This window comes from Bacteroides sp. AM37-9 (assembly GCF_003603455.1).
GTDB classification, from domain to species: domain Bacteria; phylum Bacteroidota; class Bacteroidia; order Bacteroidales; family Bacteroidaceae; genus Bacteroides; species Bacteroides xylanisolvens.
Genome location: NZ_QTNF01000003.1, coordinates 225,742 through 252,066, shown reverse-complemented (window position 1 = coordinate 252,066; position 26,325 = coordinate 225,742). Strand labels below are relative to the sequence as shown.

At 44.5% G+C, this 26,325-nt stretch carries 28 protein-coding genes and 3 pseudogenes; 9 read left to right on the top strand and 22 right to left on the bottom strand.

The window, feature by feature from the left end:
- Positions 1-2: 2 nt before the first annotated feature.
- The 3 genes from DW862_RS03735 (at position 3) to DW862_RS03725 (ending at position 4,940) form a co-directional block, all read left to right on the top strand.
- Positions 3-2,138: a ThiF family adenylyltransferase gene (locus DW862_RS03735; RefSeq protein WP_087306394.1), complete on the top strand. Its 2,136-nt coding sequence runs from the start codon at positions 3-5 to the stop codon at positions 2,136-2,138.
- Positions 2,139-2,147: 9 nt separating this feature from the next.
- Positions 2,148-3,416: a patatin-like phospholipase family protein gene (locus tag DW862_RS03730; protein WP_087306396.1), complete on the top strand. Its 1,269-nt coding sequence runs from the start codon at positions 2,148-2,150 to the stop codon at positions 3,414-3,416.
- A gap of 165 nt (positions 3,417-3,581) precedes the next feature.
- Positions 3,582-4,940, top strand: a complete 1,359-nt coding sequence (locus DW862_RS03725; RefSeq protein ID WP_118313744.1) for a transposase — start codon at positions 3,582-3,584, stop codon at positions 4,938-4,940.
- A 357-nt stretch (positions 4,941-5,297) separates the two neighbouring features.
- Here DW862_RS03725 and DW862_RS03720 read toward each other — a convergent pair whose 3' ends face one another.
- The gene (locus DW862_RS03720) at positions 5,298-6,368 is read right to left on the bottom strand and encodes a ComEC/Rec2 family competence protein (RefSeq protein WP_087306398.1); all 1,071 of its coding nucleotides are present in this window, start codon (positions 6,366-6,368) and stop codon (positions 5,298-5,300) included.
- Between the two features lie 385 nt (positions 6,369-6,753).
- On the opposite strand from DW862_RS03720, the gene DW862_RS26135 reads away from it, so the two are divergent.
- The 6 genes from DW862_RS26135 to DW862_RS03700 all read left to right on the top strand — a co-directional run bounded on the left by DW862_RS26135 (position 6,754) and on the right by DW862_RS03700 (position 9,593).
- Positions 6,754-6,891, top strand: coding sequence for a hypothetical protein (locus DW862_RS26135; RefSeq protein ID WP_186337514.1), 138 nt, complete (start codon positions 6,754-6,756; stop codon positions 6,889-6,891).
- Positions 6,872-7,192: a helix-turn-helix domain-containing protein gene (locus DW862_RS03715; protein WP_004308054.1), complete on the top strand. Its 321-nt coding sequence runs from the start codon at positions 6,872-6,874 to the stop codon at positions 7,190-7,192. Before DW862_RS26135 ends, DW862_RS03715 begins: the two co-directional genes overlap by 20 nt.
- 12 nt (positions 7,193-7,204) lie before the next feature.
- The gene (locus DW862_RS03710) at positions 7,205-7,552 is read left to right on the top strand and encodes a hypothetical protein (RefSeq protein ID WP_005680084.1); all 348 of its coding nucleotides are present in this window, start codon (positions 7,205-7,207) and stop codon (positions 7,550-7,552) included.
- A 99-nt stretch (positions 7,553-7,651) separates the two neighbouring features.
- Entirely contained in the window at positions 7,652-8,224 is a 573-nt protein-coding gene (locus DW862_RS26275; protein ID WP_241150204.1) for a DNA cytosine methyltransferase, read from the top strand.
- 57 nt (positions 8,225-8,281) lie between these two features.
- On the top strand, positions 8,282-8,722 hold the full coding sequence (locus tag DW862_RS26270) for a hypothetical protein (RefSeq protein ID WP_241150205.1): 441 nt from the start codon (positions 8,282-8,284) through the stop codon (positions 8,720-8,722).
- A 97-nt stretch (positions 8,723-8,819) separates the two neighbouring features.
- Positions 8,820-9,593: a phage antirepressor KilAC domain-containing protein gene (locus DW862_RS03700; RefSeq protein WP_087306400.1), complete on the top strand. Its 774-nt coding sequence runs from the start codon at positions 8,820-8,822 to the stop codon at positions 9,591-9,593.
- Between the two features lie 78 nt (positions 9,594-9,671).
- Here DW862_RS03700 and DW862_RS03695 read toward each other — a convergent pair whose 3' ends face one another.
- The 21 genes and pseudogenes from DW862_RS03695 to DW862_RS03585 form a co-directional block, all read right to left on the bottom strand.
- Positions 9,672-10,157, bottom strand: a complete 486-nt coding sequence (locus DW862_RS03695) for a hypothetical protein (protein ID WP_087306403.1) — start codon at positions 10,155-10,157, stop codon at positions 9,672-9,674.
- 11 nt (positions 10,158-10,168) lie between these two features.
- A complete protein-coding gene (locus DW862_RS03690; RefSeq protein WP_087306405.1) occupies positions 10,169-10,633 on the bottom strand; it encodes a TraQ conjugal transfer family protein in 465 nt (154 codons plus the stop codon).
- Positions 10,634-10,684: 51 nt separating this feature from the next.
- The gene (locus DW862_RS03685; protein ID WP_087306407.1) at positions 10,685-11,173 is read right to left on the bottom strand and encodes a hypothetical protein; all 489 of its coding nucleotides are present in this window, start codon (positions 11,171-11,173) and stop codon (positions 10,685-10,687) included.
- A gap of 10 nt (positions 11,174-11,183) precedes the next feature.
- Positions 11,184-11,768, bottom strand: a complete 585-nt coding sequence (locus DW862_RS03680) for a conjugal transfer protein TraO (RefSeq protein WP_087306409.1) — start codon at positions 11,766-11,768, stop codon at positions 11,184-11,186.
- A gap of 2 nt (positions 11,769-11,770) precedes the next feature.
- Complete coding sequence (gene traN / locus DW862_RS03675) at positions 11,771-12,670, bottom strand: conjugative transposon protein TraN (RefSeq protein WP_087306411.1); 900 nt, start codon at positions 12,668-12,670, stop codon at positions 11,771-11,773.
- Positions 12,671-12,703: 33 nt separating this feature from the next.
- Entirely contained in the window at positions 12,704-13,819 is a 1,116-nt protein-coding gene (traM, locus tag DW862_RS03670) for a conjugative transposon protein TraM (protein WP_087306413.1), read from the bottom strand.
- Positions 13,820-14,008: a hypothetical protein gene (locus DW862_RS03665; RefSeq protein ID WP_087306415.1), complete on the bottom strand. Its 189-nt coding sequence runs from the start codon at positions 14,006-14,008 to the stop codon at positions 13,820-13,822.
- Positions 14,008-14,268 (bottom strand): hypothetical protein, encoded by a 261-nt coding sequence (locus DW862_RS03660; RefSeq protein WP_087306417.1) that lies wholly within the window; start codon positions 14,266-14,268, stop codon positions 14,008-14,010. Before DW862_RS03660 ends, DW862_RS03665 begins: the two co-directional genes overlap by 1 nt.
- Positions 14,269-14,280: 12 nt before the next feature.
- A pseudogene (traK, locus tag DW862_RS03655) lies at positions 14,281-14,904 on the bottom strand (conjugative transposon protein TraK).
- Between the two features lie 30 nt (positions 14,905-14,934).
- Positions 14,935-15,954, bottom strand: coding sequence for a conjugative transposon protein TraJ (gene traJ / locus DW862_RS03650; protein ID WP_118313745.1), 1,020 nt, complete (start codon positions 15,952-15,954; stop codon positions 14,935-14,937).
- Between the two features lie 24 nt (positions 15,955-15,978).
- Positions 15,979-16,611, bottom strand: a complete 633-nt coding sequence (locus DW862_RS03645; RefSeq protein ID WP_118313746.1) for a DUF4141 domain-containing protein — start codon at positions 16,609-16,611, stop codon at positions 15,979-15,981.
- A 20-nt stretch (positions 16,612-16,631) separates the two neighbouring features.
- A pseudogene (locus DW862_RS26265) lies at positions 16,632-17,066 on the bottom strand (conjugal transfer protein TraG); the annotation flags it as partial.
- Between the two features lie 101 nt (positions 17,067-17,167).
- A complete protein-coding gene (locus DW862_RS03630) occupies positions 17,168-18,979 on the bottom strand; it encodes a reverse transcriptase/maturase family protein (RefSeq protein WP_118313748.1) in 1,812 nt (603 codons plus the stop codon).
- Positions 18,980-19,537: 558 nt separating this feature from the next.
- Positions 19,538-21,622: pseudogene (locus DW862_RS03625) on the bottom strand (TraG family conjugative transposon ATPase); the annotation flags it as partial.
- Positions 21,585-21,935, bottom strand: a complete 351-nt coding sequence (locus DW862_RS03615; protein ID WP_087306419.1) for a DUF4133 domain-containing protein — start codon at positions 21,933-21,935, stop codon at positions 21,585-21,587. The gene DW862_RS03615 and the pseudogene DW862_RS03625, both read right to left, overlap by 38 nt.
- Before the next feature lie 11 nt (positions 21,936-21,946).
- Positions 21,947-22,213, bottom strand: coding sequence for a DUF4134 domain-containing protein (locus tag DW862_RS03610; RefSeq protein ID WP_087306421.1), 267 nt, complete (start codon positions 22,211-22,213; stop codon positions 21,947-21,949).
- 452 nt (positions 22,214-22,665) lie between these two features.
- The gene (locus DW862_RS03605; protein ID WP_087306422.1) at positions 22,666-23,418 is read right to left on the bottom strand and encodes a hypothetical protein; all 753 of its coding nucleotides are present in this window, start codon (positions 23,416-23,418) and stop codon (positions 22,666-22,668) included.
- Between the two features lie 4 nt (positions 23,419-23,422).
- Entirely contained in the window at positions 23,423-23,836 is a 414-nt protein-coding gene (locus tag DW862_RS03600) for a DUF3408 domain-containing protein (protein WP_008643638.1), read from the bottom strand.
- A gap of 8 nt (positions 23,837-23,844) precedes the next feature.
- Complete coding sequence (locus DW862_RS03595) at positions 23,845-24,627, bottom strand: ParA family protein (RefSeq protein ID WP_120067293.1); 783 nt, start codon at positions 24,625-24,627, stop codon at positions 23,845-23,847.
- Between the two features lie 270 nt (positions 24,628-24,897).
- Positions 24,898-25,125 (bottom strand): hypothetical protein, encoded by a 228-nt coding sequence (locus DW862_RS03590; RefSeq protein WP_004309901.1) that lies wholly within the window; start codon positions 25,123-25,125, stop codon positions 24,898-24,900.
- Positions 25,122-26,057, bottom strand: coding sequence for an amidoligase family protein (locus DW862_RS03585; RefSeq protein WP_087306424.1), 936 nt, complete (start codon positions 26,055-26,057; stop codon positions 25,122-25,124). The genes DW862_RS03590 and DW862_RS03585 overlap by 4 nt, the downstream gene beginning before the upstream one ends.
- Between the last annotated feature and the right edge of the window lie 268 nt (positions 26,058-26,325).

The following is a 26,325-nucleotide window of genomic DNA, read 5'->3' as shown; positions in this document are numbered from 1 at the left end:
AAATGTATAGAGAATATAAGGTACTAAAAGGCAGTGAAATACGTGGAAGTCAATTAAGGCTTCCACGTGCTATTGCAATACATAAGGCGGCTTTGCTACACCCTTGTGTGACAGTGAATTCATGTAGCCGCAATACGGCAGATGCGGAAATTATTATTCTAACTTTGCATCGTCTCAGCATACCAGATGAGCCGGTTTATCCTATTCAGGAAGTTGAGGAGGTAGCCGTTATTTGTACGAAAGAAGATCTCAGTTTACCAGAGGTCTATGCACTGCGAAAAGATTTTCCGGTAGGCCTTCCACATTCTAACGCAAGAGCCTTTGAGCATCCTGTATCCTTATGCATCAGTGATGTCCCTTTTTCAGACTTCAGACACCAGTTCAATGCTTATGATTATATCAATTATATCATAAATTGGTTTAACAGGAATAGTTTGGGACTGTTACACGAAAAGGATCGACCTTTGGAAGTATTCTTTCAATTTAATAAGATATGTACTTTTAAGAATATCCAGTCTGTAGATACTTGTTATGGGTTATATACGGAATTATCAAAATTGACCTCCACACTGGAGTTTGTCAGTAAGAACAAGGCAACCCATTATATTGTGAATATTCCAACAAACAGCAATGTTTCCAAAAATATGGCTTGTTTGCCTAAGACTATTGGAGAATTGGCTGATATATCATCTGTTATTGGAAAGTCGGTTCCTGATACCATTCTACAAACGCTTGTTTCAACGGTGGCTGGGAAGACACAGTTGCCTCTATTGATACTTCTTTATATACCTTCAAAGAGGATGGCAAGAGGTAAAGATGAGCGTATAGATTTATTTCTTGTAAGGATTACACCAAAGGCGAGGGACATTAGGCATAAGTATGGAATTCTTGCACCAGAAAATTTCAAGAAGTGGTTTAATGAAATTCCGATAGAAATTATTTTCACTGTTGAGCCGGTAGCGAGGCAATATAATGCTCTTTTTAACGCCAAAGATCTCCTCTACAAAAAGTTAGTTGTGGTAGGTGCGGGCACCCTTGGCTCTAATATCTTGGACTCTTTTGTGCGTGAAGGCATAAGTGAAGAGGTAGTATTTCTAGATTTTGACTATTTATTGCCGCACAATGTAGCCCGCCATATATTGCCTCCGAATGTGGTGATGCATTCAAAGGTAAAAGCTTTGGAGAATCATTATAGCGGTATTATTGACCAGAAAATTACTGCGATTGAGGAAGACATGCTTCGATTGTCAGAAAATGATAAGAAGAGCATATACAAAGATACGGATTTGATTGTTGATGCCAGTACTTCAGTTGCTGTAGAACGAAAGATTGCTTTTGAACCATATAGTGAGAAATATCGTTGTTGTACTGTCTTCTTGAATCCGAAGGGAAATGAGCTGGTTATGTTGATGGAGGATAAGGCAAGGACACAACGCTTGGATTTGCTGGAAATGAGTTATCAACGAAATCTGATCATCCGGCCTGAATTGTCATCACATTTGGAAATAGCGGACCAACAAAGAACAAATAGTTTTAGTTGCCGTTCAATATCAAGCATTCTGGATTATGATAACGTAGGTATTCTCGCAGGTATCGCTTCACAACAAATACAAAAAGCATCCAAAAGGGATGATTGTAGTTTGTGTATCTGGAGGGTGGATGGGCAGGATAGTACGGTCAGTAAAATTAGTTTAAACATTTCGAAATGGAAACAATACAAATCCGAGGATATACAGGTATATCTCGCCAATGATGTCCAAAATGAAATGGAAAACCAAAAGAGGCAGTCTCACGACAAAGAGACAGGTGGCTGTCTTTTTGGTTGTTATGATAAAGACCGACGAATAATTTATGTCTTGTATATGCATCCGGCGCCTTGTGATAGCCAATCTACTCCTGCCTCTTTTATTCGAGGATGTGAAGGGCTTTCTCAAGTGAAGAATGAGATATCGAGGAAAACATACCATCAAGTAGCTTATTTAGGAGAGTGGCACTCCCACCCGAATGGAAACTGTGCACCGAGTAGTACTGATAAAGAACAGTTCCGGCAAATGAGTGATTGGCTGGAACAGGAAGACTTACCGTTTGTACAAGCAATTTCTGGTAATGATGGAATATATATAAATGCAAAAATATAAATAATAAGTATGGGGAAAAACGGAAAACGTATTGGATTGGCATTGTCCGGTGGTGGCTACAGAGCAGCAGCTTATCATTTGGGGACTTTGCGGGCTCTTCATAAGATGGATTTGCTTGAAAAGGTTGATGTCATATCTTCCGTATCGGGAGGGTCTATTATTGCTGCATTTTACTTGTTGCATAAAGACGAACCCTTTGAACAGATTGAGCAATCTTTCCGTAAGTGTCTAGCACATTCTTCACTTTGGGGGGCTATATTAAACCTCGCAATCGTTTTTTTACTCCCAGCATTGTTGGGGATTTTTGTAAGTGGGTGGTGTTTGTTTTTGTATTTGTTGCTGTATTGGGGATTCTATCTTATTCCAAGTAGCAAGTGGATCGCCTTATATTATGACAGGTTGTTTTTCGGAAAGAAAAAACTGAAAGACTTACCAGATTCGCCTATTGCCGGCATTAATTCTACTAATGTGGCGACAGGACGTCTTTTTACATTTTCAAAACAAGATGTGGGAGGATATGATTATAAAGAAAATGGTCGAAGCAGCATTAAAGGAGAAGAAATTCCTATATCCTTCGCTGTTGCATCCTCCACTTGTGTGCCGTCTATATTCTCACCTACTCAAATAGCTAAACGATATTATGAAGAAGGAAAATATAAGGATACATTACTTGTTGATGGCGGCTTATATGACAATCAGGGGGCTTATATATTAACAGAAAGTACCAATAAATTATATCGGGTGGAGAATGTGGTAATTAGTGATGCGGGAAATACTCGTCCTGACATAAAGGGAGTTCGTAATACTATCTGCTTAATGCTTCAATCGATAGAAATTCTAATGAACAGAATCCGGACCATTCAAATACGAACTAATATTTATAATCGCACAAAGAAAAACTCCGCATATTACGCTTATGTTTCTTTGCTATGGTCAGAATGGAATTCAATGGTAGATCGGTTTATGGATAATATCAAAAAGGAAAATGTCCCAGAGTTAGTATTATCGGCTCATAGAATTTCTTTAGATGATGTTATTGCATTTAGAGAAAAGAATGATCAAAATGCAAAATTCCGAATTGAAGAATGTTTTAAGAAATCTATAGGATGGCAGGTACTGCTTGATAGCGCACCTTCAAAAGAACTGCATGAGATAGCACTATCTGTGGGTACAAATCTTACGCCACTGTCAAAAAGAAAAATAGATGCTCTTTCTGCTCATTCAGAATGGCTTACAGAATTACAAATTAAGACATATCTACCTCATTTATTACACTAGAAACAATACGTATAACTATTTCATTTTCATTGAAGGGATATTCAGTAAATAAAAAACATAAGGCAACTACTTCATTGCGAATTAGTTGCCTTTTTTGTATCTTTAAGCATTTCCCCGTAAATACAGTTTGACGACTAAAACGGGGGTAATTAAAAATAAAAACACATGGTAAAGATACGAAAAATTTCAGAAATTGAACCTACTTTAGGTTTTACAGAATTTGATATTCTCGAAAAATATCGTCAAAGTTTTGAAAAGAGTGAATTGGGGCGTCTTCATTCTCTTTTTCCTTTCTCTGAACTGGCTCAACAGATGGATTTACATGAATCTCGTCTGGGTCGTAAAAGTTATTTTTCTCCTGAAGGTAAAATCGCCTTAATGGTCTTGAAGTCCTATACTAACTTTTCAGATTCACAACTGATTGAACATTTAAACGGTAATATTCATTACCAGTTATTTTGTGGTGTTCAGATTGATCCTCTTCATCCACTGACCAATCCTAAAATCGTCAGTGCAATTCGTCAGGAACTAACAGATCGCCTTGATATTGAGTCCCTCCAGCCTATTCTGGCTGACCGTTGGAAACCTTATCTTGAGAACCTTCATGTCTGTATGACCGATGCCACCTGTTATGAAAGTCATCTGCGTTTCCCTACTGATGTCAAACTCTTATGGGAAGGTATTGTATGGCTTCATCGTCATCTGTGCAAACATTGCCGGACATTGCACATACAACGTCCCCGTAACAAGTATCTTGATGTAAGCCGTGCCTACCTTGCTTACAGTAAACTGCGTAAACGCAGGAAATCACAGACTCGTATGGTTAAACGCAGACTACTTCAGTTATTGGAAAAGTTACTGGACCAGCTGGAGCAGCTTCATTCATCCTACAGGCACAGGCTTACACTATCCTCTGATTATCAAAGACGTTTCTCGGTCATACAGACGGTCCTTGAGCAAGGGAAGAATTTATTTGCAGGCAAAAAAGTGCCTAACCGTATCGTGAGTATCGACCGGCATTACCTTCGCCCCATTATCAGAGGCAAGGAAAACAAATCCGTTGAATTCGGAGCCAAGGTCAACAATATACAGATAGATGGAATCTCCTTTATAGAACATATCTCCTTTAAGGCTTTTAACGAAGGAGTACGTTTAAAAGACTGTATTCATCTGCAACAACAACTGATCAAGGTTAGGGTTAAGGCGATTGCAGCGGATTCAATCTATGCTAATAATGCCAACCGGAAATTTTGTACAAAATATCATATAAGTACTTCCTTTAAGCGTAAGGGCAGAGCGGCCAAAGATGAGCCGCTTCGGAAGATCTTACGGTCGGAACTTAGCCGTGAAAGAGCTACCCGTCTGGAAGGAAGTTTTGGTACACAGAAACAACATTACTCACTGGCTAGGATAAAAGCCAGAAACAGAAAAACGGAAATTCTTTGGATTTTCTTTGGAATACATATGGCCAACGCGGTATGTATGATAGAAAAGGTTGAAAAGAAAAAAAGAACGGCAGCATAATCAGACTGAAATAAGAACAGAAGAGGAGAGGTTTTTAACTTCACCTAAAAAAGTATGTGCATAACGCAGCGTTGCGAAGAAAAAACAATAATATGTAAATAATATTCTTGTAAAAAGATAGAAGAATCGAGAATTTACCAAGAAAAATACAGAGAAAAGTTCAAGAAAAGGAGAACTAATCTCTGTATTTATAAGAAAGAGGGACATTTACTGAATATCCCATTGAAATGATATTTGAAAGCAAGTTGACTTCAGATTTCTTCATCTACAACTTTTATATTAGATATTAAGGATTGAAAATGAGGCTAACAATATTGCTAGCCTCATTATTAATTCTTGAACAATCCATCTGATATCTTATAAAAATGAGATTATAGATGAATAATCATCCCTTGATGTAGTGCCGCAATGATGCCATACAGAACCATGTTTATGAGTAGAACAAACCTTACAATCACATTTTTTTAAAGCATTGACTACAGCTTGGCTTAAATAATGCCCGACCTTTTCGGTTGAAATGAAAGCATTTTTAGGCCTTAAATGATCGATCATCCAATTATCCATATTATATTTACTACCATGATGAGGAACTTTTAGCCAATAGATTCCTTTGATTTTATATTTATCTTCTTCATAAAAAAAATGATCAATTGCATCCCGACCAGCATCCCCCATAAATAAGAACTTTTTTCCATCATCCGGTTTGAAAATAAATATAACACTACTTTGATTATGACTAGATGGATCATCACCTGCATCATCTAAAGTTTTGCTGTAAACTCTCCCCTCAATTAAGGTAATAGATGCATCCTCATTTTCGTCTGTTGTATAATCCTTTTTTTTCAATTCATTACGAAAATCAGGAACCAGTTGCTCGTAATATGTCACAGAAGGGCCCAGTACCTCAATGTGATTATCGAATGCGTCCACACTGTATGGTTTGTCAGAATATTTGCCTGCATCAGAAAAAGGTTCAGTCCATATTAATTTTTTATTACCTAATTCGTCTAATATATCTAGCATATTTTTATTATCACCAAGGTCATAAACAGAACGCGCTTTTACAACTAAAGAACCATGAGTTCTAATTCTCTTAACCATGCCTAAAGAGACATGATCAGCTGGATCATCTACCCAAAAATGAGAAATATTAATTCTATTAGGAGCATTGTCTCTTATTTGCTCAAGTAACCAAACAAACCCTCCAAAATGATCCTTGTCACAGTGGGAACATATAGCAAGGTCTATATTTTTTTTCCCATAACGATTTTTGATAAAATTTGCGATTGTTGGTCCGTTATTATAATTTCCTGCATCGACAAGAATGATATAGTCTTTGTCGTTGTCATCATCATCATAAAAATGGATTAAGAAAGCATCTGCCGACTTTACATCCAACATATCAATTTCGTATTTTGTGATTTTCATATTTCTTTTTTATATAATGTACAAAAAATATGCCACAGCTTCTCCTGGAAATAGCAAAAATAAATTTATGTCATTTTGTCTTGCTATTCTGCCATTATAATTATTCAGATTGGATATAGAATATAACCAGTATGTTGCAAACCTGAATTTTACAGTTTAAGATAAGAGTTATATGGTGAGCATCTATATGTGGAATATATGGAGTTAAGCTAACAACTGGCAAAAAAGAAATTTGCAGAAGAATTTAGAAATAAATGCTTCCTGAAACTTTTAAGTCATGAAAATATTCTCTCTACAATCTATCTGTTAAATAAACCCTCTTCTTTTCCTATTAATCCAAGTCGGTTATAGAAAAAAAGACAAACGATAAACGTTGAAAATAAACATGTTAGAAAAAAAATATGGGGCTGGCGGTTACCGTCAGCCCTATTTTTTCATGCCCAATTTTGAAAACTTTGCAACCGAAGAAAGAAAAATAACCCATTGGAACAAAGGAATATTGTATGGAAGAGAACAGAAATGATATTGAGATACTCAAAGCAATGATAAAGGACAACTTTGAGGAACAAAGAAAACTGATTGCCAAGCTGGAAACGGCTCTGGAAGCAGTAACCAGTTTCAACGGCAAGCAAATGCTGGACAGCCGGGATATGCGCCTGATGCTGAAAGTATGCGACCGGACACTGATCCGCTGGCGTAATTCCGGCAAACTCCCATTTTTCAAACTCAGCGGCAAGATTTACTTCTGGGCTTCTGACGTATATAAATTCCTGAGAGAAGAATGTCTAAACGAAGATTTCATATCCGATTCTATTAACTCATAAATAAAAATTCACATGGAAAATCAAGCTAAAGTAATCGTCATAGAACGAAACAAATTCGCATCACTTGTCAAATCACACCGCAAATGTCTTCAGATGCTGAACATCCTGACCTACATCTACACAGTTAAGGAAGTAAGCCTGACCCTGACCTTGCAGGAAATCTGTGAAGTCCTACACATGACTCCCGAGGAAGTGGAGATACAGCGACAGAAAGGATATATCCGCTTCACGACACAGAAAGGGATGACCGTCTATGAAATCACGGACCTGCTCCGATTGGAGAATATGCTGGAGATGGGGAGTGTCTATCGTAAGATCGACAAAAAAGTAATGAATCTCGAACCTCTAAATAATGAATAAACAATGAAAGAAGAAGAGCAAGACAAGAAACAGCGGAAGCGTCTGGTACACGCTTCTCTGTTTAGTGGATTCGGCGCCCCAGACCTGGCTGCCGAATGAATGGGATGGCAGAATGCCTTCCATTGTGAGATAGACGATTTTTGTAATACCATTTTAAATTACTGGTTTAAAGATGCAAAAAGTTATACAGATGTCACAACGACAGATTTCAGAGAATGGAGAGGAAAAATCAATGTCCTTACAGGAGGTTTTCCTTGTCAACCATTCTCTGTCGCAGGCCAAAGAAAAGGAGCGGATGATAACCGTTACCTCTGGCCTCATATGCTCAGGGCCATACATGAGATCAGGCCCGATTGGGTCATTGGTGAGAACGTTGCTGGCATCCTCACGATGGTACAGCCCGGCCAGGAGACTGAAGTGGGAAGTCAGTCCACTCTATTCGGAGAGAGTGAGCCTGTATTTAAAAGACGGCAGCAATATGTTGTTGAAACCATTTGCCGTGATCTTGAACGTGAAGGATATTCCGTCCAGCCGGTGCTTATACCGGCTTGTGCCGTCGGAGCTCCCCACCGCCGGGACCGGATATGGTTTATTGCCCACCGTGACAGCCCAGGATTACAAGCGCAGGGGACCGAACAGCCGCCAGCAGGGATTGCCGGAGATGATCCATGAAATACTCCTTCCCACTCCATTGGCTACGGAGATACACCATCCGGAAAGGGTTCACAAATGGAAACAGGCCTATGCTCCATCCCTGTACAGCCAGCTCAATGGGGAGAAGAAACCCAACGGATTGAGCGACTTTCTGGACTTTTACGGGATGCTGTTGCCCACCCCAGTAGCCAGCGATGCCGGTGTGGGTGCGGTAATGGGGAAAAACGACAAGATCATAGTGACACCGAAAGGAAAGGTGAGAAAGATCAATCAGAAAGGCCATGTCTGGAGTGTAGGGCTTGGGAGGATGGCGGAGCTTCTGCCCACTCCGACAGCGAGGGACTGGAAGGGCGCAGCAAGCCCGGAAAGTCTGGAGAAGAGAGGCCGGATACCGGAAAAGAACAGCCTGCCCGATTTCTTCGCCCGGACTGGAAAGAGTTTCCAGCTGAATCCCCTGTTTGTAGCCGAGATGATGGGCTTCCCCCCCGACTGGACGGTATCTCCTTTTCTCGGTGAAGACAGGCATCCATTAAAGGATATGGGAACGCTATCGTCCCCCAGGTAGTCTACGAGATATTTAAAGCAATAGAAGAAACCTATAAATTAAACAGTCATGAATAAAGTATCAATATTTGAACATCCTGAGTTCGGACGCATCCGGACACTGGAAATTGACGGGAAAATATGGTTCTGCGCCTCAGATGTTGCCGCCGCACTTGGCTACTCCAATCCGAGAGATGCCGTCGTAAGACATTGTAAACCAATGGGCGTCGTGGTTTACGACACCCCTACACGCAGTGCCGTCCAGAAAATCAAGTACATCAACGAAGGGAACGTATACCGGCTGATTGCCGGTAGCAAGCTGCCTTCCGCTGAGAAATTCGAAAGCTGGATATTTGATGAACTGGTTCCCGAAACACTAAAGAACGGTGGCTATCTTCTTAAGAAGAATGGCGAAACGGATAATGAACTACTTGCGCGTGCCATATTGCTCGCACAGAACCGTATAAAAGAGCGAGACAGCCGTATTTCAGCATTGGAGAAGGAGAACAACTATGCTATCCTGAAACTCAAGCTACAGGCCCCAAAAGTTCAGTATTATGACAAAGTCCTCCAATCCCAAAGCACCTACACGACCACACAGATAGCGAAAGAATTGGGAATGACTGCCGGTATGCTGAACAAACGGCTTCGATGGGCAGACATCCAGTTCCGTCAATCCGGTCAATGGCTGCTCAAAGCTCCTTATCAGAATCAAGGCTATACGGCAACCCGGACCCATGTATGGGAAAGCCGCACAGGAGAAACCGGCACGGCCATGTTGACCGTTTGGACGGAAAAGGGCCGGTTATTCATACATTATCTTTTTGAGGCTTATCTGGTATAGCCGGAATATAAGACTGGGATAAATAAAAAAGCTACTGAAACAAAAATTCAGTAGCTTTTTTATTGCTTTCAATTGATACTATCTCAACCGTGGTCCCGTTTTCTTCTTTTCTTTCACAGGCACAATTTCTTGTCGGGGTGCTTCTTGCGGCCTTATTCTTTCACTTACAGTCTCACTCTGAAGAAGCCTGTTTAAATACCGGAGGTCCTTCAGTAACTCCTGTTTGCATTCCATCTCCAGGGAATGGGCCATATTCGACATCGGGTTGGTACTTTTCTTGACAAGCGGACCGTTCAGGAGATCTTCTTCTACATACAGGGTACGACGCTTCAAATAGCCTTCAATGTCCTTCGGCGTTTCAGCGGTATCAATCGCCTCTTGAATAGCCTTATAATATTTATCCATATAACAGGCCTTATACAAGTCATCGGCATGCCAACCAAAGAAATGAAGATAGTTGCTTGCCAGTTGCGCGCTATACTTTTTTATATTGCTTTCTACAACACCTTTCTTCTTGTCAAGATATTGCTGCAACTGTTCGATTCTTAAATCACTTTTATCCATCGTTGTCTGATTTATAGTTCCGTATCCGTTTCAATTTCACTCTGAAAGGAGATATCCAATTCCCTTTCCTGATGGAAATTATCCGTTGCCACGAGTTTAATCTCCGCATTCTTACTGCTTCGATTATGATAGAAGAGTGTGAATACCTGGCGGCAGGGATCGCTGCTGTCTAACTCCGCTATCGAATCCAACGGTTGCATCTCCCGGTTCACCAGATAGACCTTCTTCTTGTCGTACACCTTGCCGCTGCCCTCCATTTGTATATAACCGATTTGATAACCGGTTCCCTCATAGTTTCCGCTACGATTGAGTGTCAGACGAATCTCCACGGTCTCATCCGGGGAAATAGTCTTCTGGAGATACCAGGACGTTAGCGAGAAATCGTATGCCTGCTGCACTTCCAATTTATCATCACAGCCACCCAGCAGGCAAAGCAATGTGAGCATGATACCACTTATTATTAATTTAATCTTCATGATTTTACGTATTACTAAATGAATAATTTACTTGATTGAGTCCGTTGTCTGCTAACGCCTGATGCCCGTTTTTATCTTTCTTTCAGGCGGCTCTTCTCTCTTCTTTTCTGTTTTATTAGCCGTCTGTTGCAAATTCTCTTCGGGAGGCGTTTGCGCAAGGATATTCGCGAATTCCCGGTAATCCCTAACCAACTGCTGCATACACTCCAACTTCAGGAAATGGGCAACATTCGTTGTCCGGCTGGAACTGTTACAATCCACCTGACCGTTCAACAGTTTGCTCTCACAGTAAGCAATGTTGTCCTCAACAATATTCCGAACCGTATCCATGTCCTTTGCCCCGTCCACCGCCTGCCGGAGTATCTTATAACACCCGGACATAAAATGAGACTTATACAGGCTCTCCGCATTCCATTCGAAAAAGTGCAGGAAATTCCCATTTATCTTCTTGCTTTGTTCACGTATGTCCCGGTCTTCCCGGTTTATTTTCATATCCAGCCAATGAAGCATCTCATCCACGTTCCAATTGCCTTGTTCCATACTATTGCCGCTAATTAAAAATGTACTTGACACCGACAGCTACCGCCGTGTGGAAATTCCCCACGGATGATCCGAAGAATATCCTCTGGCGGACATTGAAAAGAAAAACCAGCCTGTCGGAAAGGAACGCCTCCATCTCGAAAGCCGGGGCAAAACCATAAATGAAGCATCCGTCATTCTTTAAAGTCGCCCCGTCATAGAGCAGCTTGCAGTTCCAGTTGGTCGTCTCATAACCCGCCAGAGCGGAAAGACCGGCAGAGAAGAACACGTTCCTGCCACGGTCCGAGAAGAACGGCACGAAATAGCCTACCTCTCCGGTAAACTGCGCTTTGGGAATCGCAATGTCCTTGTAGGAATAGTGCTTCTTCACATAATCCGCCCCGAACAGCCAGCGGGAATGGTTCCGGTTATACCGGCTCAGAGCCACTCCGAGCTGAAAGTTGCCACGCAGATGCTTCACATTCGAACCGAAGTCGTCCACACCGCCTAACGTGAGCTGGATACCTTTCTGTCCCGGCAGGTAACGCTGGGCAAAGCATTCGCCTGCCGCAAAGGGCAGACAAATGCATAACATAATAAATAAAACTCTTTTCATGATTACTCACCGATTAATTCATTCACAATACGCGCATCCACCAGGTCACTGTTCTCCATATAGAACCGCTGGTGACGGCCTCCCCCTTTCTCGTAAATTTCCACTTCCAGCAACTTGTCATCAGGAATGACAATCTTCGGGAAGGCATACACGATACGTCCCGTGCTCTTTCCCTCGATGCGTGTCAGGGCATTGAGCGTGCGTACCGGTTCAATATAAGTTTCCTGTCGGGCCGTCCTTTTGGCTATCTTCTTATCCACTATCTTAAACCGCACGAAATCCACATCGAAAGGCACATTGGAATTGTTCGTCAGGGAAACATGGAAGAATATCAGGTCCTTATGCACATAAATGCCCTTCAAAAGAGCCTGCATCCCGAACTGCCTGCACCCGATATGCTTCACGGCCCTGCGGTCCAGCCGGTGGATGGTGTACATCACGCTGGCAATGACCATCGGATCTTCCTCACCCAGTTCCGTGACACGGATGGAACTGCCTCCCTTCTTTTCTCCCTCGTCCGGGTTCATCCACTGGTCCATATTGATATTCAGCGTGGAAGGCTCCTCCTTATAAACGACATTGAAGGAGAAGAAAGAGCCGTCGCCAGTAATAACCGAGAAGTTCGTCTCGCCCGGAAACTCCTTCACCGCTGCCTTGACACGCACCACATTCTCGACCCCGTCAGCTTTACCTGCGATGATATTGTTACTTCCCAGGTCCACGTAACGCACTTCCGAAGGGAAAAGGATATGCACCGTCTTACCGAAAGTGACCTCTATCTTATAAGGAGTGATATGCTGGTTATCCGTCAGAATCCTGACGGGATTTGGCGGTGTTTTTTCCTGTGCGAAACCGGATACCGAGGCCAGAACAGCCATCAATAATGCTATAAATACTTTCATTGTCTTATCTTTTTTATTAAAGTGAATACTCCGTTATTGTTTCTTTGTGACCAGCAGCACCTTATATCCGGCTTTCAGCGTCACCTTGACCGCACGAACCCGTCCGGCAATCAACCGCGTGCCGCCCTGCATGACTCCGCGCGTCAGGTCCATGACCACCTGCTGTCCGGCAGAACGTGCAAATGATACGCTGTTTCCCATACTCTCGCTGACCGTCCCTGCCGCATCCTTTGCCGCATTGCGAGTTTCCGATCCGGGAACGAAAATGCCTTTCTGCCCGTCGATATCGTAAGTCGCCAACTGCACGGGGATGATATTCCCCGCATACTCGATGCTGCTGATCAGGATATCCAGACGCTCTCCCTGAATGACCGCCGCACCCGTTACCAGACTGTTCTCCGGAACGGTAATACTTCCTGCCTGCAGAGGTTGCAGCAACCGGAGTTTTACCCTGCCTCCCTGTTCAATGGTCTGGCTCTCCGAGATGCAGGCGGCGATGGTATTCGTCCCCATTTGGTAGCTGCTCCCGACAGCAGTATTGAAGCCGTAATTCCTCTCGACAGTAAGCGAAGCTACAAAAGCGGAATCCGTAACCGACTGTGAAAGGCCGGAGGTCGTCTGGTGCTCCGCCCGCTGAACCGGAACAACTTCCGGCAGTTCTTCTTCGTCTACCTTTTGCTGAATAGTATCCTTGTCCGGATTCAGATACTTTGCCGCCATCTTGTAGGAACGCTCCATCAGTTCCTCACGGGTAGCCGCCTTGTTCTTTTCCTTTTCCGCCTTTTCCAGCTTTTTGTTCAGTTCGTCCACTTTTCTTTCCAAATCACTGTTTGCTGTCTCTTTGGGAGTCTCATAGAAGTCATCCAGCTGTCTGGAGATTTGCTCGTAGGTATTGACGGACTGTTGCAACCGGTCTCCGTCCTTTTCTTTTTCACCGGTATCGGATGATTTTCCATTATTCATCAGTGTCCCGGCAAGCTGCTCCAGCGATTTCATCCGGCTTTCTTCCTCTACTTCCGCCTGTTGCTTTTCATAAGCAGCGGTCTTCTTATCTACAAGTTTGGCAGTGGTAGGCTCCGGCACGTTCACATTGAATCCTGAATTTCCGGGAGCTTCCGTTCCGTTTTCCTTGCCGGTGGGGGCAAATATTCAGTACATGACTCCCAGGAAGACCAGCACAAAAGCCGGAATCACAATGAACTTCCTTCTTTTTTCCATCTCTTCCGGCGTGAGTTCCTTCTTCTCTTTTTCCGGTTCTTCCTTAAAGGCTCTGCCGTTTTCCGGCTGTACCTCTGTTTCTTCTGCCGCTTCGGGCTTTTCCAAATCTTTATCTTCCATTACTCGTGGGTTTTAGGGTGATACATTATACTGTCTTTATCCGCCCGGTGGAGGAAGTCCACCGGATGGACAAACGGCAACTCCTTTTGCGTGCCGTGAGAGAGAAAACGCCCGAAAGCGCGTGTTACCGTGATGCCGCATAGAACGGTACTGATAACCAGCATGCCCACAATCACTTCCTTACGCTCTTTTTCAGACAGTTCTTCGCAGGCGTTCTTCAGCTTTTCGCTGATCTCTGCTTTTATCTTTCTACTTTTCATTACCTTATTATATTAGCGTTCAACGGTCCTTATATCCCTGTTTTCCAAAATCTCAAAGCGTTCCGCCATGAAACCTTGCGGATTATTATCCGACCTGACCGTACTCTGCAGGAAGCAACGGGTGACCAGGGAACGCTCGGTGATATTGCTGTTTCGGATAATCATCTGCCGGGCAAAGGTGGTGATCCGGTACGGATAGTTATCGAAGTCGCACTGCATGCTGTCTACCAGAACGGTCTGGTTAATATTGCCACTGATCAGCCTGTTATAATAGCCTTTCTCGTTCCAATCCCGGTAATAACTATAAAGACTCTTGTCCGCCAGATACATGGCCCGGTTGATATTGGATTCGATAGCGGCCTTATCAGGAGCCAGCGTAAAGAACAGTTCATGCATGCGGCGCACATGTTCTCGGGCCTCCACCGGACGGTTCAATGCCGCATCCTGGGATAACGCCACCATAAGTGACTTGCCCTGATCCAGTACGTAGACCTTCTCCCGCTGCTGATCCGCAAAGAGGTAGGACTTTCAGATGGCATACGTAGTCAGCGAGGCACAAATACCCAGAAAGACCAACGTGAACAGGCGGATCTGCCTGAACGAGGATTCGATGTTTTTAAAACTTTTAAATTCCATAATTCTACTTTTATCAGTTTATCTTCAACTTTATTTCTTTAGCAGGACCGCACCGACATTCCCCGTCGAAGCACCCGCCGCAGCACCGGCTACATTGCTCACCTTGGATGCCGTGTTGTTGACATTCCGGTTATAGGAGCTCATGCCTCCCGCCTGGACGATCCAGTTCGAAACCGTCGGCACACAAAAATATCCGATAATGCCTATCACCATGAATATCAGATAAATGGCCGACGAACCGTCCACATCGATGATACTCATCGGATCGGCCATCAGGTTCATCTCTTCCTGCAGGATAAGCGTCTGTATCTTGGCAAGCATCGCCCCGAAAAGGTCTGATACCGGCAACCAGAGATAAACACTGATATAGCGTGCCAGCCATTGGATAAGCGTATTCTGCAGCCCGTCAAAAACACTCAGGGCAAAGGCTATCGGCCCCAAAATGCTCAGGACGATCAAGAAAAAGGTACGGATCGTGTCGATGACCAGCGAAGCGGACTGGAAGAGAATCTCCAGCAATTTGCGCATGACCATCTGGACAATGCCTTGCAGGGAGAAGGCATATGAAACCTCATACATGGTCTGCAAGGCCGTATGCTCCTCCTCGCTCCAGCCCATGTTGTCCAGTTCCGCGTCCAGCTCCTCATTGGAAGCGAAGACACGCCCGGTCATCATCGTCTTTGCCATCATGTCCGCACGGAGCTTATCCTTCTCCTGCTGGTACTTCTGCAAGTCAAATGTCTGGTCACGGAGCAGCATTCCGGTTCCCTGGACTATAGGGCTGAAGATGCCATTGAGAGTACCCAGCACCATCACGTCGAAGAAGAGGATACACATGCCCAATACGAAAGGTCGGAGCATTGAAAAGACATCGATAGGTTCGGCACGGGAGAGCGACTGCCAGACACGGTAGGCGATGTAGAAGAGGGCTCCCAGGGCAGCGAGTGCCATCGCCATGTCCATCATCGGATGGCAGAGTTTGGTCATCGTATCATACAGGTCCCGAAGAATCCGGTGCATATTTTCAAATGAAATAGACATTAACAACATACTATTCTGCTTTTAATTGAATGATTACCAGTAACGCTCATCTTTTCCGTACAGGTCGAATACCTGTTGCTGCTCGTTTTTCTCCTTGGCACGCAGATAGGACACATGCAGGTTCTTGCGGGTGTAGTAATTGGCCAATTCTCTATAATGTACCATTTCCCTATATACCCGGTTCACCAGGTCGATGCGTTCCTTGTCGTTCATGGACATGCCGGTGGGATTGATGATATTCTTCAGCTCGGTAATGCTGCGGCTGCTCTTCTTCATGATCGTGTTATAACCGGCAGCTATCGCATTCAGCTCCCGCTGGCTGAAATTCTTGTCGGCCAGCATCTTGCCGAAATTGTTCACGTAAATCTCGGAGATATTACCGAGCATCAGGACGGACTCCTTGACTTTCTCGCTACCGCTGATCAGGTCGTTCACCTTGCGCAGCTTGTTGTAATACTCACGCCCCTGCTCGAAAATCTTTGAGGTTTCCTTCCATGTGGAGAGAGCATTCTGCGCCGTTTCCGAGGTCTCCACTATTTCGTTGACACTGTTCACGATACCCTGGACGAGGTTGCCCGGATCGGACACCACCCACTGTGCCTGTACGCTTGCCGGTACTATAAAGGCCGACAGGACAAACAACATGCTTAAAATTCTCTTTCTCATTGCTTCTTGATTTTAATCGTTTATTTTTTCTTTTTCTTCTCTTTAGCCAGCACACGGATAGCCTGCTCCATATTGCCGCCCAGCTTCTCAGTCATTTGTGTGACTTCCAACTTTTCGGTTTCTTCCGTGGTATAGGTGAGATACTCCTCGACAGAGGTTTCTGTGGCATAGACAGCGGACTGGACACCTCCCAAGCCTATTCAAACTTCCTTATACTTCCGTGCCGGATCGTTGGACTGATTGATAGACAATATCTGCCCTTTCTCTTTGTCGGTCAATCCGAGCAGGGACTGTACGGAGTCAAACTTGTTAATATACTTTCGTTGATCCAGCAGAATCTTGCAATCGGCATTGTTGATGATGGTGTCTTTAATAATGGGACTTGATACAATATCGTCCAGTTCTTGAGTGACGACAACGGCCTCACCAAAATACTTTCTAACCGTTTTGTGTAGGCTAAGCACCCAGCGCCTTATCATATTTCTATGGTAGGTTTCCAAATGCTCGCCCCCGAACCGGACTTACACCTCTCAGCGTATCCGGCTCTCCACTAATTTCAGTCTATCTTTCCGTCATGTATCTTCTTGTGACAACTCCTGCACACGGCAATCGTCTTGCGTTTACGGGCAATCATGTGTCGTTTCCAGCTTTCCTTTCCCTGCAAGTTCTTTAGTTTCCTTACATGGTGCATAACAAGGTCGTCTGTCGCTCCACATAATTCACACTCACAGGCTTTCAGCCTTTCAACAAGGCTTGTCCGCCCCGCAGTATAAATTGTTCGTGGCATAATGTCACATTCCGATTTATAGGTGGGCTTCTTTCGTTTGAAGCCACCGTCGTAAAAGTATCTTTCCTTTACACCTGTTTTAGTCATGTGCGTTACGATAAACCTACCGTTCTTACGATATTTCTTGTTTACCTTACGTGCTCGGCACTTATATTTGCCTGCAAACGTTTTGTACATGCTGTATTCCATGATGTACTTGAAATTATTCAAGGCATGGGCGCAGTTGTTGGCTATGGAGTAGTAATTATAGAACCCCACGATTTCCCGATTATAACTATCAAGGATTTCAAGGTCGTCATTGAATATCAGTCCCGATTTACATTTCGGTTTCCATATTTCCTTTCCGTTACGTTTTGTCAGTTCCAAGACTCCCCAATCGAAAAGTTTTTTACGGACAGTTTCCGTACTGACATTCAAGCAGACCCTTTTACCATAGGTTCTTCTCAATCTCCCCCGTTTATCCCGTCTTTGGTCATTGGACTTTCTTACAGTGATTTCATATCCGAGAAACTTGGCCGGTCTTTCCGTGTGAGTGACAAGTGTCTTTTCATCGGACAGCTCCAATGCCAGTCTGTCAGCAAGGAAGTTTTTAATATCTTCCTTTATCTGTTGCGCATCCTGCTTGCTTCCGATAATTCCCACAAGAAAATCATCTGCATATCTTGCATATTTCATTCTTCTGTAATCGGCATCCATTTCTTCGCCATTGGGATATTTAGCCCGTCCTTGTTCTATTGCTTTCAGTTCAAGGATTAGCTTTGTCCTTTGCCTTTCGTCTTTTACGAACTTCAATCTTCGCACAATACGTTTTCTTGCATTGCCAAAGTCCATACTTTCTCTACTGAATTTTCGTTTCTTTCCTTTGTCGAATTTGGCTGTGTATTCCTTTATATACTTATCCAGCTTGTCAAGGTATATATTAGCCAATATCGAGCTGATGATACCCCCTTGCAGTGTGCCACTGTAAGTATTGTGGAATTGCCAGTCTTCGATATATCCCGCTTTCATAAACTTGCGTATCAATCGGATGAAGCGTTCATCCGCAATACGCTCCAAGAGAATGTTTATCAATACATCATGGTTTATATTATCAAAGAAGCCTTTTATGTCTCCCTCCACAAACCATTTTGCACCATTAAACTCCTTTTGGATATGAGTTAATGCAGTATGGCAGCTTCGATTGGGACGGAAACCATGCGAGGTGTATTCAAAATTTCCCTCGTATATGGCTTCCAGTACCATTCTTACTACTTCTTGTATCAACTTGTCATTGAAAGTCGGCACGCCAAGAGGTCTTTTCTTGCCGTTTTTCTTCGGTATGTACACCCTCTTTGACGGTTGGGGCTGGTACGTTTCATCTTTTAACGTATCAATCAACTTTTCAATTCGTTTCAGGCTCATGTTGTCAATAGTCTGACCGTCTGAACCTTTAGTCATGTTACCCTCTTTAGCGTAGATACGCTGATAGGCAACGTAGAACATTTCCTCATTGAACAAAATTCTGTAAAGACGTTCAAACTTATAGCTTGCATCCTTACTGTGTTCTGATAGACTGTTTAATACTCTTTCTGGACTTCTCATAATGTCTCTCACATTTTCCATTAATTGTATTAATAATTAGCTACTTCCCTTCGCCATGTACAAGGCGTTACCTTGCTCAAACTACTATGGAAGCTCCGTTACCACTCCGAATTTTCATAGGTCGAACCTAATAGCCTTTCGGCACTTCGGGATAGGTAATCCCCGTTTATTACATCGTAACTGTTGGCATGATAGATTGTCGGATACGACTTCCGTCCTTTACTCGCTTACTGCGGTTGTGTCGTGATAAGTTCTTGCTACGTTCATTCCTATACACTGAAGTAGTATCACGATATGGCGATTGATAGTTACCTTACGCCATAGCCTCAAGGGTGACCACTCGGACTATCGTTCAATCAATTCGGACTTTATCCTCATATCTATCTTTTCATCTCGCCATTCAGTCGCAGTTTGGTAACTAACTGACTTATGACTTTTCCGACATGCTACACTCCCTGCTCGGTTAAGTTTTCCCGAAACAGATAAGTCGGCTGATGATAGGTCATTTTCAAAGAACACTTTCCTAATCTCTTGCCAAAGAGATATTTACGATGCAACCTTTACGGGCGCACATAAAAACTTTATATAGTCAGCCATGCCTTCACGTGCGATTGCCTTCCAAGCCTCTTCCACAACTATCATCTTCCGCACCCCATGCAAACGTCTCATTTTGTTTATGAAAGCCTCCATAATGATGACAGTGACTACCGGAAAAAGAATTTTATGCTCCTTAATTTCGTCAATTTCAAATACCACAAAACGCTTGTTCAAGAGGTCGAGCTGCTCGTCGGAGTTCAGCAGATAATCGTACTCTCCACCACGATAATAAGGAGCCAATACATTCAGAAAGTTAGTGAGGTCGAAATCCTTCTCGCGGTAATGCTTCTCCTCCAGTATTCCACGGAACTCTCCCTGTACGAACTCGTAGAAAGTATTAAAGGAAGGAACCAGTTCATTGTCCTCCTTTATCTTTTCAAGGAACAGGTTAACCGCCATTGAGAGGGCTACTTCCTCGGCACGGGTAATGACTTCCGTATCCCTTTTCCAGAGCGACATGATCAGCGTTTTAATGGACTCTTTCTTTTCCAGGTCAAAGACCTTGTCTTCGGTGAAAAATGGATTAAAAGCTATCGGATGTTTTTCACTATACGTATAATATATGCCATCCTCACCGTTTGTGCGCTGGTGAATCAGGTCACATAATCCTTTGTAACTGTTACCGATGTCGATCAATATAATGTGGGTATTCTGTTCCCAATACTGTCTCACAAGATGGTTCATGAAAAATGACTTGCCTGAACCGGAAGGACCGATGACCAGCTTGTTACGGTTGGTTGTAATACCACGACGCATCGGCTCGTCCGAAATATCCAGATGCAGGGGCTTCCCGTTTGTTCGGTCTGCCATCTTGATACCGAAAGGCGACAGGGAATCCGCATAGTTCGTCTCTTCCGTAAAGAAGCAGACCCCCTGTTCAACGAAAGTGAAAAAGGACTCCTCGGAAGGGAAATCGCCCTCGCCTCCCGGAATACCTGCCCAGTACAAGGCAGGTGCGTCAATGGTATTATAACGGGGCTTGCATCCCATCAGGGCTAGAGCAGAACCGGTATCGTTCTTTATCACCTTGAGCTTCTCCCGACTGTCCGACCATGCCATGACATTGCAATGGCAACGGATAGCGGTCAGTCCGAAGGAATGCGCTTCGTCCAGATATGCGTCAATCCACTGCTTGTTGAGCTGGTTGGCACGGCTGTATTTGGAAAGCGAATGCATGTTACGTGCCGTCTTCTCAAAGCGTTGCAGGATTTCTGTCGAATCATCGATGAACAGGAACTGGTTGTAGATATGGTCACAGGAGAGCATCAGCCCCACCGGAGCGGCAAAACTCAGACGGCAGTCACTGCGGTCGGTGGAATATTTCTCATACCGGGTATCCGTCTGGACGGAACCGGGAAGATCGTCCACATCGGAAAGCATATGTACGCAGAGGATATCATCCCCGATGCGCATCTCCGACGCGCTCATCTGTATATCCTTCAGGGTGGTCGTGTCCTGCTGTGATAGAGAAAAATACTTTTCAATCAATCCGGCCTGCTGTGGTGTGCCGACTATCTCATCGGTGGTCAACCGCTCCAGACGGATAAAGGTCGAGTCATTCAGGATGCGCTCGAACTGGTCGACACTCTCCAAAAACAGGCTGACCGTTTCTTTGTCTCGGACTTCCTTCGGAATGATATTCCCCCGGCAGAGGATGGAGAAATTGCTCTGGCTGCGGCTGCGTTCCTTGGTCGTCTTGGTGATAAACAGGTAAGAGAAATGATTTAGGAAAGGCCGTTCATTAAAATGAAGTTCGAAAGAACGGTCCAAAAAACTCATCCCGTCTTTCTGCGTGTCAGCCTTGTATTTTTCTTTCAGAAACCAGTCCTGGCGGTGTACTATCGTATAATTCGGCAGTACCTTGACTGCCTTTGTTCATGTGCCGTGCATGGATGCATAATCTGCGGAAGTGACCGTGAACAGCTCCGGAAGAAAGACCTTGAAGCCGATGGTCACGTCCGCGTCTTTGGAGAGAATGCACCCTTCCTCCACGGACAGGATCGGAAACTTACTTTCCAGCGTTGCGGCTTTTAATATATTTCTCATGAATGCGTTTTTTAAATAAGGAAGATATACGTTTGCGATTGATGATATAGGACGGGTGGTACTTGACTGCGGCCAGCTTCATCAGGCCGTTGGGACCATACTTCTTGTTCAGGTGGAACACCCCGAAGATCAGAGAGAAAGCGGAGAGGACACCGAAACCGATACAGAACCACCGGTCAATACCTATCATATAGAAGATGACGAACATCAGGAAAATGGCCAGCAAGCCCCCGACGAAGAAGTACAGGTATTGTGCCTGCAAGCCGTTGAATTCCACGTTGCGTCCGATTCCCTTGTTGATATTGTATTCCATAGCCTGCTATATTACAGGAAGAAGGAACGAAGGACTGTCGCCGCGACGATGAGGAAGACGCAGGCTCCAAACCAGCTCCCGGCGGTTTTACCTGTGTCAGGGTCGCCGCTGCTGAACTTCGAATATACCTTAATGGCACCTATCAGCCCCACAATAGCCCCTGCCGCATATATCAACTTGGTGGCGGGGTCAAAATAACCGGTAAGCATGGATGTTGCCTTTGTTATACCGGCACTTCCGTCCCCTTCGGCATAGGCACCCAGGGTGGAAACAGTTATTCATGCGATAAGCGCAACCGTCTTTTTAAAATGTCTTTTCATATGCAATCTGATTTTTTAGTGTGAATAAAAATCTTGTTTCAAACAATCCGCAGGAAGTTGCCCTCCTGCGGATTTGTCTCTTGCAACCACGATGTCTTTTTAGAATCAACCTGAGTCATAGTAGCCAATCATAGGTACCTTCGTTTTTAAGGGGTTAATCACTCTTTTAATGTTCGCTCCGGTAAAGGGAAAGGATCAACCGGAATCATAGAAGCCTCTCATATCTCTATATCTTCTTTTCTAACAGGTTATACACAACGTTTCAAGAACTCGTCCTGCCCGGATCAACCGGAGTCAAAGAAATCTTTCATGCTTTTTCGTCTTTTTAGGTTATACATTCTGTTTTAAAACTCGCTGCACCCGGATCAACCGGAATCATAATACTGTCTCATATTCCTTACTTGTTCTATTTATTCGGGCACATGCTCCCTAATATCAAATTCCCGGAGAATGTCGTCCCTATTCTTTCCTGTCAATAAATGGGGCTCGCCCTTATCCACATACAAGCGCATATAGCGTTTCAGTTTATCGCTGCTTCCCAGGACGCTCGCCTGCAGTACCCTTTCCATGTTTGTGCCTTCCAGCTTTTGGAAAGTCTGCCGGGCCTGTTCCTGTTCCGCTTCCGTAAGTTCGTCCGATGCCATTGCTTTCTCAATCATATCCATATCGTCAAAGGTGACACCGGTTGCCCGGTGGGGATTGCTCCGCTGTACGTATCCTGTAATCTCGTAGCGTTCGGGAATCTCCTCTTTTTCTTCACCGGAAGAAGGAGAGGCCTCCCGCATATAATCAATTTCAGGATAATTCAGTTTTTGAAAAGGAGCCGGGAATTCCGGGAATTTCGTATTCTTATCAAGGGGGTCGCGCACTCGGAGAACCGGCTCTGTTTCCTTTTCGGGAGTAAAGGTACCACTCTTTTCCATGCCCGGTTCAAGCTGTCCGTTATTGTCATCTATTGTCAGTGATTGTCGTATTTGGTATCGGCTTTTGCCTATTATTTCCGTCTCGGATGAGGAAGCTGCCGGATGGATGGCGACAGGCGTAGCCTGACGTTCCTTCCTGTCCTTTCTGCCTCTCCATGTGAAAATGCTGCCTGTATGCACATACTTTTCAATACTCAGGTAAGAGGCATAGATGAACAGGATAATAAAAAGGTATTCCATGTCCTTATGATTTTAGTGATTGGTAATACTTCTCCAGCACGGCATTTATCAATCCGCCGTTCTCTTCGAAATGATGTGCCAGCACCTGGTTTACAAAACCGGCTACGGTCACTTCGCCACGTCCTACCGCCCATACCAGGGACGAGATGCGGCGATGCAGGCCGGCATCGATATGCAATGATTTACGGGATTTGGTTCTGACCGTATTCAGGAAGGACGCCCTGTAAGCGTCGATTTCCCCGGTGGTAAAGACCGGAGCTTCGCTACTCCCGGCAATCTCCTCTACCGTATCCTCCGGCTTCGGGGATGCACTCGTTGCAGGGGAGTCCGGTCGTATCGTCCCTTTCCTGGCGACAATATCCAATATGGCCTTCTCGTCAATGCTCCGGGGGTCAAATCTCTTTTTTCCGCTGTCCATAATTCCCCTTATTGTAAGGTATGGGTGGTATCCAGATGTGTTACGGCACATAACTCATCTATCAGTTCACAGAGGCCCGAACCTTTTATCTGGCGGTTGTCGGGAGGGAACAGTGTGGAACGGAAGATACTGTTCTTCAGGGAGCTCAGCTCCTTGTTATAGCGTTTGGTATCCGGTATTCGTGACTCCAGCAGGCGTAACTCCGCTTTTTGTATGACGCGATTCCAGGACTCGTAGCTTTCTGTCCGTTCACGCTTGTCGACCATGTTCCAGAAAAGATAGATGCCTTTCAGGTTACAGTTGTGCCTGGCAATCAGTTCTTCCTCCACCACCTCGGCAAACTGGAGGGAACTCTGCATGACGACATTATCTGCCTTTAGGGGGATGAAAATGTAATCTATTGCGGAAATGGTATGGACAACCCCTTCGCTGCGGAGGGTTCCCGGAAGGTCGAACAGTACGACATCAAAGACGGCATCCTGCTCTTCGATGTAGCGGTACAGGTCTTCTATAGCTTTCTCCGGATTGCTTTTGATTACTGGATAGGAACGTTTCCGGATTTGTTCATGCTGCCGGTAGAGGGCCACTTTGAGAAAATCACTTTCCTGCACGCTTTCTATGTCCCGGTCACGCATCCGGGAGATGCTGTGCTGGGGGGAGTCGCAATCCACGACACCCACCTTCAGACCTTTCTGGTAGTGAAGGATACTGGCCACCAGAACTGTGAAGGCAGACTTTCCGACTCCTCCTTTCTGGCTGGCAAAGGCAATTAATAACGGTTCTTTTTTCATACGCTTTCTTTATATAATCAGATAAAAATATAATGCTGTAAAACTGTAATGCTTATAATTGTATATCGTTCTACACTGCAAAAGAAAGGAATGCCGGGAAAAGATGAAATACCCTGTCACGGATAGTCATGGATAGTCATGGATAGTCATGGATAGTCAGGAATTGACAGGAGGAAATGCCGTCAGGCAGACAGGAAAGGTTGCAATGAAAAAAGAAAAATCCCTGCCTCATCTTTGAAGCAGGGACTAATAATAAAGGAGCGATACCGGTTACCGGACGTAACCGGCGGCTTGCAAGTCCGTCAGGAAATGTTCAGGGGTATCGGTGGCAACTGACACGCCATGCAGCTCCCCGTAACGCCGGGCAAAGTTCTCCATATACTCCTGATCCGTGCAATCATAGTCGAACCGGCTCCCCTCACGGAGCAGCCGGACGAACTCTTCCGGGCTGGCGGCGGTTATCTGACCGCCATCCAGCAAATGATAAGTCTGTATCATACCGCTAACTTTTTAGTTCTAAGTTTAAAAAATAATTTCTGTTTCCCGTCCAGGAAGGGTAACCCCTCCAGTGTCATCCGGCTGGGAAGGCTGGAGCTTTTCGCAAAGGTAATCAATCCGTTCAAGAACCGGATCCAATTCTCCATCTTTGTGAAATTAGTCGTACCGGAATGCTGGCGGAACTCAACGGTCCGGTGCCTGGAATAAGCCTCAAAATTGACCTTGTGGTACCGATCATTATTAAAGACCTCCCGCAGGCCGTCTATCGTCCTTACCGATTTGATTCTCTCGTCGGAAACACCGGAGAGGGTTTTGCAGTAGGTATTGTTCCGGCGTGTCCTTGGCATAAAGGCATCAATCAGGTGTTCGAGATGCTTGTAGGTCAAAGCCAGATTCTTCCAAGTGTCCAGATTGAAACCAGCCGCATCCATATGGACATGGAACCCGCAACTGTCATTCACTTTTGCATTACAGATGTCAAGCACCCAGCATACCGTTTCCAGCTCTTTCAGGCCATTCTCACCCACCAGTATCGGGCTGACCAGCTCGAAAGTATTATTTCCCTGCAGGCTGCTGTCCGTCACCAGCTTCCAATGATCCCTGGTCGTGTGATTATAACCCTCAACGGCAACATGGATGCCGGCCTCCCTCAATTCGCGTGCCAGTCTTTCCATATTACAGTTATAGGCTTCAATCTCAATACCGAACTTGTGGGTGAAGGTGTAATCCATCAGGGTGGTTGCTGCCCTGTTCAGCAAGACTCCACCTTCTCTTTCAAGCATTTTCTTCTCAACATTATATACAAAACCATAGTTGCCGCGTGTCACCAAATCGGCAATTTCCCTGCGCGTCAGGCCCAGATGGAGCAGCTGCTCAATCTTGCTCGTCTTGGTGGTACTCTGTTCTAAGATATTTCTAACTTGTTCGTTCATAGCTTTTTATCCTTTATTATTATACCACTAAGGTAGCATAATAAACCCACATATCATAGTATTAGAATCCTTATTGTCAGACTGTTAGCTTAGTTTAGCTAAGGCTAAATACCCTTATTTTATGTATCCGATTATAACATTGCAGCAATCTACAAGGACAGCAATACAGCAATCTACAGTTCAGGGAACCTGTCTTTTTTCTCATCGTTTCCCCAGTTAGGGAGATTAGATAATTATGCTTATTTTTGTGATGCGAAAACTTAACCTA